This is a genomic window from Nonomuraea basaltis (genome assembly GCF_005893125.1).
GTDB classification, from domain to species: domain Bacteria; phylum Actinomycetota; class Actinomycetes; order Streptosporangiales; family Streptosporangiaceae; genus Nonomuraea; species Nonomuraea basaltis.
In genome coordinates this window covers 38,287-45,428 of sequence record NZ_VCJS01000100.1, presented here as the reverse complement: position 1 = coordinate 45,428, position 7,142 = coordinate 38,287, and the positions used below count along the sequence as shown (strand labels likewise).

Here is a 7,142-nt window from a genome sequence, read left to right as displayed (position 1 = left end):
TGCGTCCTTGGGCTCCGTGCGTGCCACCGCGGTGTCCTCCAGGTCGATCTCCGTCGATGCCTGGATCACAGTACTCATCAGGTGCGTTCTCCTTGATCAGGAGTTACACCGAAAACCGTACAGTCCCACATTGGCTGGCACGCGGCCATATACCGCGTCACCTGGCACGAGTCATGCCGAACGTGGCGTGATACAGGGGCGTGAGGTTTGCTGTCGGCATGGCAGGTAGCGGCAGCGGTCCGACGTGGCGGTACAAGGTCGTGACAGGAAAGGGGTTGCCCTGGGAGTTAGAGGCCCAGTGCAACGAACTCGGCAGCAAGGGGTGGGAGCTTGTGGGGATCACCCCACAGACGAGGCAGTACCGCACCGACAATCGCGATACGAGAGAGATCGACTCCTGGTTCATGATCTTCAAGAAGGGGGTTGCTTTTAGAGACCCGGCTTGACCCGGACGCAGAGAGATGGCAGCCGCCTTCGCGTGGAGTCGTTCAGGTCTTCCTGTCGGTGAGGACGTATCCCTGAAGAGCGCAGCCTCACGGGGTTGTCGCGGCCCGCTCGGACTCGCTGCGGAGGACACAGAACTCGTTGCCCTCGGGGTCGGCGAGAATGGCCCAGCCCGTGCCATCAGGGTTGCGGTGGTCGGCGACGAAGGAAGCGCCCAGCCCCAGCAGGCGGTCGACCTCCTCTTCACGTGAGGTCTCCGGACGCAGGCAGAGGTGGAGTCGGTTCTTGACCGTCTTGGGCTCCGGCACTTGGTTGAAGTGCAGCAGCGGTCCCTGTGGTAGCAGAACCTGCGTCTCCTCGTCCCCGGGCCTGTCCGCGGGATGCAGGGGACAGCCGGTTACCTCGCTCCAGAACCGGGCGAGTTCGTAGGCGTCCACACAATCGATCGCCACGTTCTGCACAACCGAGACCATGCAGACATTCTGCAGCACCAAGATCGGGATCGAAGGCGGATTCCGACAACTCAACCTGAACACCGACAACAACACGCGAACACCGACAGCTTCATCTGCGCGGCGGGGTGGCCAGGTGATCGGTGCGAGTCTGCCGGACGGACAGCGTGCGGGTGCGCTCCCGAAAGTCCACCGGACAAGGATCGAGCCTGCGACACCCGAACTTCCTGTTCGGCACCATATCGGGCGTCCAGGGGATTCAGCACGTGCTGTGGAGGAAGCACCAGAGGCATGGACCATATAGACGCGTACTGGCGGGCGGCGAACTACCTGTCCGTCGGGCAGATCTACCTGCTGGACAATCCGCTGCTGGGGGAGCCGCTGCGGCCGGAGCACGTCAAGCCGCGCCTGCTCGGCCACTGGGGCACCACGCCGGGGCTGAACTTCTGCTTCGCCCACCTCAACCGAGTGATCGCCGAGCGGGACCAGGACATGATCTACATCGTCGGGCCGGGGCACGGCGGTCCGGCGGCCGTCGCCCACGCGTGGCTGGAGGGGTCGTACTCGGAGCGCTATCCGGACGTCTCGCAGGACGTGGAGGGGATGCGGCGGCTGTTCCGGCAGTTCTCCTTCCCCGGCGGCGTGCCGAGCCATGTCGCGCCCGAGACGCCGGGGTCGATCCACGAGGGCGGCGAGCTGGGCTACGCGCTCGCCCACGCCTACGGCGCCGCGTTCGACAACCCCGGCCTGGTGGTGGCCTGCGTCATCGGGGACGGCGAGGCCGAGACCGGCCCGCTCGCGGCGAGCTGGCACTCGAACAAGTTCCTCGACCGCCGCCGCGATGGCATGGTGCTGCCCATCCTGCACCTGAACGGCTACAAGATCGCCGGCCCGACCGTGCTCGCCCGCATCCCCTTCGACGAGCTGACCAAGCTCATGGAGGGGTACGGCTACCGTCCCCACCTGGTGGGCCCCGACCACCAGGAGATGGCGGCCACCCTGGACACCGCGTTCGACGAGATGGCCGCCTACAAGAGCGGCGACGCCGACCGGCTGCCGATGATCATCTTGCGCACGCCGAAGGGCTGGACCGGGCCGCGCGAGGTGGACGGCAAGCCCGTCGAGGGGACGTGGCGGGCACACCAGGTGCCGCTGGCCAAGGTCCGCGACAACCCGGCCCACTTGGCCATGCTCGAGGAGTGGATGCGGTCGTACCGTCCGGAGGAACTCTTCGACGCCACCGGGCGGCCCATGGCGGACATCCTGCGTACCGTGCCGCAGGGGACGCGCAGGATGAGCGCGAACCCGCACGCCAACGGCGGCGAGCTGCTGCAGCCGCTGCGGCTGCCGGACTTCCGCAGGCACGCCGTGGAGGTCAAGTCGCCCGCCGCGCAGTCGTGCGAGCCCACCCGCGTGCTGGGCGAGTTCCTGCGTGACGTGATCGCGGCGAACCCGCGCACGTTCCGGCTGATGGGGCCGGACGAGACGGCCTCCAACCGGCTGCAGGCGGTGTTCGAGGCCACGGACCGGGCGTGGGACGCCGAACTGCTGCCCACCGACGAGCACCTGGGAACCGGCGGACGGGTGATGGAGGTGCTGAGCGAGCATCTGTGCCAGGGCTGGCTGGAGGGCTATCTGCTGACCGGCAGGCACGGGCTGTTCAACTGCTACGAGGCGTTCATCCACATCGTGGACTCCATGTTCAACCAGCATGCCAAGTGGCTGGAGTCGGCGCGGAAGATCACGTGGCGGCGGCCGGTGGCGTCGCTGACGTACCTGCTGTCATCGCACGTGTGGCGGCAGGACCACAACGGGTTCAGCCACCAGGACCCGGGCTTCCTGGACGTGGTCGTGAACAAGAAGGCGTCCGTGGTGCGGGTCTACCTGCCGCCGGACGCCAACACGCTGCTCTCGGTCGGCGACCACTGCCTGCGCTCGCGCGACTACGTCAACGTGATCGTGGCGGGCAAGCAGCCGGTGCTCGACCTGTTCACCATGGACGAGGCCATCGCGCACAACACGCGCGGGCTCGGCATCCTGCCCTGGGCCTCCACCGACGAGGGCGCCGAACCCGACGTGGTGCTGGCCTGCGCCGGTGACGTGCCCACGATGGAGACGCTGGCCGCGGCCGCCCTCCTCCGCGAGCATCTGCCCGAGCTGAGGGTGCGGGTCGTCAACGTGGTGGACCTGATGCGGCTGCAGCCGTCGTCGGAGCACCCGCACGGCATGTCCGACGCCGAGTTCGACACGCTGTTCACCGTCGACCGGCCGATCATCTTCGACTTCCACGGCTACCCGTCGCTCGTCCACCAGCTCACCTACCGCCGGCACGGCCACGCCAACCTGCACGTGCGCGGCTACAAGGAGGAGGGCACCACCACGACGCCGTTCGACATGGCCATGCTCAACGACATCGACCGCTATCACCTGGTCATGGACGTCATCGACCGGGTGCCCGGCCTCGGCTCCAAGGCGGCGCACCTGCGGCAGCGGATGAGCGACGCCCGGCTGCGGGCCCGCGCGTACACGCGCGAGCATGGCGAGGACCCGGCGGAAATAAGCTCGTGGACCTGGCCGGCCACCGTCTCGTCCTGAGCACCGGCTCCTCGTCGATCAAGCTGGACCGCGACGCGGCCGAGCTCTCATGACCGGCCGCGCGGCACGGCGGGCACCCAGAACTCCACCGTCGTGCCCACACCCCGCGGGCCGCGGATGTCCCACCAGCCGCCCGCCGTCTCGGCGCGCTCGCGCATCTCGACCAGCCCGAAGTGCCCGTGCTCGTCCTGATGGGACAGGCCGACGCCGTCGTCGCGCACGCGTACGTGCACGCCGCGATCGAGCGAGGCCAGCGAGACGGTCACCGAGGCCGCCCCGGCGTGCTTGGCCACGTTCGTCAGGGCCTCCTGGCAGATGCGGAAGACGGTGATCGCGGCCTCGGCGGGTGGCTCGCCGTCCAGGTCATGCGCCAGCTCGTAGGCCACGCCCGTCCCCGCCATCGCCACCTCCATGTACTCCACCAGGCTCTCCACCAGCCCGTCGCCGGGCGGGCGCAGCCGGAAGGTGAGGCCACGCAGGCGGGCGACGGCGGCGTTGACGGCGTCGTCGATCCCGCGGACGGCGGCGGCGTGCTCCTCGGGCAGCCGCGACTCCAGCAGGCGCAGCCGCATCCCGACGGCGACCATGGACTGGATGGTGTCGCCGTGCACGTCGTTGGCGATGCGCCGGCGCTCCCGCTCCTGGGCCTCGATCAGGTGCGCGAGGAGGGTGCCGCGCTCGTCCAGCGCGCGGGCCAGGCTGCGCCGCTCGGTCAGGTCACGGGTCACCTTGCCGAAGCCGTGCAGGCCGCCGCGCTCGTCGTGCAGCGGGGTGATGACCACACTCGCCCAGAACCTGGTGCCGTCCTTGCGCACCCGCCAGCCCTCCTCCTCCCACCGGCCTTCTGCGGCGGCGACCTCCAGCTCCATGGCCGGCTTGCCGGCCGCCACGTCCTCGGGCGGGTAGAACACGGAGAAGTGGGTGCCGATGATCTCCTCGGCGGTGTACCCCTTGATGCGCTGGGCGCCGGAGTTCCAGCTGACGATGCGGCCGCGCGGGTCGAGCATGAAAATCGCATAGTCACGGATGCTCTGGACGAGCAACGCCATTTCCTCCGCGGGCTGGTCACGCTCGGGCATACCGCAGCCTTTCACGCCCTGGTGAAAACCGGAACCGATCAGGCTCCAGGGCCGCGGGCCTGGAGCGGGGCGACGCCGGCGGCCACCTCGCACCACACGACCTTCCCGCCGTCGCGGTCCGCGACGCCCCAGCCGGTGGACAGCAGCCGGATGACGTGCAGCCCCCAGCCGCTGACCGGGCCCGGCTCACGGAGCTCGGGCAGGTCCGGTCCGGCGTCGCCGACCTCGACCCGCACGCGGTCGGGCCCGCCTGTCATGCGGAGCGCCGGCGGGCCGTCGCCGTGCATGAGCGCGTTCGTCACCAGCTCCGACACGATCAGCAGGACGTCTTCGTGGTGGCCTCGGTAGCCGCACTCGGCGAGGACGCCGCGGGCGATCCGGCGAGCCTCCGTGATGCTGCCCATCTCCTCCGGCAGATGGGTGTCCACCTGGCACGATCCGGCCTCCTTGCTGCTCACCCATCTACTCTCGGGTAGTGCGGCGGCCGATCACGAGACGCAACCGCACCAGGCCTGCTGATACGCCTATGGGACGAGGACTGATGCATTTGCGTCAGTCCAGCAGCCCCTCTCTGCGGGCGACCGCGACCGCCTCCAGCTTGGACCGCGCGCCCAGCTTCTCCAGCACGTGCTGGACGTGGTTGCGGGCGGTGTTCCTGGCCACGCCCAGCCGCTCGCTGATCTCGTACGTGCTCGCGCCCTCGGCCAGGAGCAGCAGCGTCTCACGCTCGCGCGCGGTCAGCTGCGCGCCCAGATGCCCGGCCCGCCCGGTCAGCCGGTCGAACACGCCGGGCAGCAGGCCGGGCGCGAACACCACCCCGCCGGTCGCCACCTCCCGCACCGCCGACTCCAGCTCGCCCAGCCGTGACGACTTCACCAGCAGGCCGGCGCCGCCCGACTGCACGACCCGGGCCGCCATGGACGCGGTGGCCTCGCCGGTCAGCACCAGCACCCGCGCCTTGGGCGCGGCGGCGGTCAGCCGGCCGATGGCCGAGATGCCGTCGCCGTCGGGCAGGCGTCGGTCGAGCACCACCACGTCGGGCCGGCACCTGCCCGTCTCGGCCAGGGCTTCGGCGATCGTGCCGGCGCGCGCGACCACGTCGATGCCGGGCGCGCTGCCGAGCGCCAGGCCGATGGCCTCCGCGACCATGGCGTGATCTTCCACGAGGATCAGCCGGATCAGGGGGGATGACGGCATGGGGGCGATGTCCTTGAGTGCGCTTTCGTGTGGCCTGTCTCACGCCAAGTGTCGCACTCGCGGCCGGCAGGTTCCCGCGTAGGTTCCGGTCAAGCGGGGTCGGCGGAGGAGCGGGGGAACTGCTCGGCCAGCCCTTCGATCCCGACGAGCGGGGCGGAAAGCAGCTCGCGGACTCGGCGGTCGCGCAGGCGCAACGCCTGGCGCTGCGCGCCGGTGAGCGGGATCCACGGCTTCGGCCGCGGCGGGAGCCGGGGCGGCAGCGGCCGCCCGGCGACGTAGGTGATCTCGTTGGCCAGCCGCCGGTCGGAGATGCGGCATCGCCGGTGAGCGTCCACCAGCTCGAACTCGCCTTCCTCCAGCGTGAACACGGCGAGATCGGCGCGAGCGCCGACGGCGAGCGTGCCCGCCCCGCCGGGCAGGTTCAGCGCCCGGGCCGGACGCACCGTGGCCGCCGCGACCACCTCCTCGAGGGGCATGCCGACGGCGAGCAGCTTCGTCATCGTCGTGGGCAGGTCGAACGCGGGCCCGTACAGGCAGCGCGCGTGCAGGTCCGAGGAGATCGTGTGCGGTGCCACGCCGGCCTTCAGCTGCGCTTCGACCACGTCGAACGCGAAGCCGCCGGACCCGTGCCCGATGTCGAACAGGACGCCCGCCGCGTGCGCCTCGACCACCGCGGAGGCTATGTCGTGGCCGTCGAACATGCCGGCGGCCAGCCCGCTGGCGCAGTGCGTGACGATGTCACCGGGGCGCAGCAGCGCGAGCACCTCGTCCACGGCAGGCGGGCCGACGCCGATGTGCACCATCACCGGCACACCGCCCGTCCCGGCCACCTCGATCGCCCGGCGCAGCGGCTCCAGCCCGTGCTCGCCCACCGTCTTGCGGTCCATGCGGACCTTCACTCCGAAGATCAGGTCCCGGTTGGTCGCGAGGGTCGCGGCGGCCAGGTCGACGTCGCAGTTGGCCAGTTCCCTGCTCTCCCCGTCCGGCGCGGTCAGGCCGACGGCGGAGATGTTGAGCAGCGCGGCGACGCGCACCTGGGAGCCGCTGATCGCGGCGCGCAGGGACTCGATGGCGTACGCGCCGGCCGAGCCGGCGTCGATCCAGGTGGTGACCCCGGTGTACCAGGCGATGGAGTCGGGATCGATCCCCCAATAGGTGGCGCCTGGATGCACGTGCGTGTGCAGGTCGACCAGGCCGGGCGTGATCAGCTTGCCGCCGGCGTCGATCACTTCGCGGGCGGCGTGCCGGGGCAGGTCAGGCGCGACCGCGGCGATCCGGCCGCCGCGGACCGCGACGTCGAACCGGCCGACGTGCCCGCCGCCGACGTCGATGACCTCGCCGCCGGCCAGCAGCAGATCGTAGGACATGATCCTCC

7 protein-coding genes are annotated in these 7,142 nt (G+C 70.4%); 2 read left to right on the top strand and 5 right to left on the bottom strand.

The window, feature by feature from the left end:
- Nucleotides 1-200 precede the first annotated feature (200 nt).
- A complete protein-coding gene (locus tag EJK15_RS37085) occupies nt 201-446 on the top strand; it encodes a DUF4177 domain-containing protein (protein ID WP_138715146.1) in 246 nt (81 codons plus the stop codon).
- Between the two features lie 87 nt (nt 447-533).
- Here EJK15_RS37085 and EJK15_RS37080 read toward each other — a convergent pair whose 3' ends face one another.
- The gene (locus EJK15_RS37080) at nt 534-917 is read right to left on the bottom strand and encodes a VOC family protein (protein ID WP_138715145.1); all 384 of its coding nucleotides are present in this window, start codon (nt 915-917) and stop codon (nt 534-536) included.
- A gap of 270 nt (nt 918-1,187) precedes the next feature.
- Here EJK15_RS37080 and EJK15_RS37075 point away from each other — a divergent pair, with 270 nt between their 5' ends.
- Entirely contained in the window at nt 1,188-3,491 is a 2,304-nt protein-coding gene (locus EJK15_RS37075) for a phosphoketolase family protein (protein WP_138715144.1), read from the top strand.
- Between the two features lie 47 nt (nt 3,492-3,538).
- Here the strand turns inward: EJK15_RS37075 and EJK15_RS37070 are convergent, their stop codons facing one another.
- The 4 genes from EJK15_RS37070 to EJK15_RS37055 all read right to left on the bottom strand — a co-directional run bounded on the left by EJK15_RS37070 (nt 3,539) and on the right by EJK15_RS37055 (nt 7,134).
- The gene (locus EJK15_RS37070) at nt 3,539-4,570 is read right to left on the bottom strand and encodes a PAS domain-containing sensor histidine kinase (protein ID WP_138715143.1); all 1,032 of its coding nucleotides are present in this window, start codon (nt 4,568-4,570) and stop codon (nt 3,539-3,541) included.
- Between the two features lie 38 nt (nt 4,571-4,608).
- On the bottom strand, nt 4,609-5,028 hold the full coding sequence (locus EJK15_RS37065; RefSeq protein WP_138715142.1) for an ATP-binding protein: 420 nt from the start codon (nt 5,026-5,028) through the stop codon (nt 4,609-4,611).
- Nucleotides 5,029-5,122: 94 nt separating this feature from the next.
- Nucleotides 5,123-5,767, bottom strand: coding sequence for a response regulator transcription factor (locus EJK15_RS37060; RefSeq protein WP_138715141.1), 645 nt, complete (start codon nt 5,765-5,767; stop codon nt 5,123-5,125).
- Between the two features lie 89 nt (nt 5,768-5,856).
- Nucleotides 5,857-7,134, bottom strand: coding sequence for an amidohydrolase/deacetylase family metallohydrolase (locus EJK15_RS37055; RefSeq protein WP_138715140.1), 1,278 nt, complete (start codon nt 7,132-7,134; stop codon nt 5,857-5,859).
- Between the last annotated feature and the right edge of the window lie 8 nt (nt 7,135-7,142).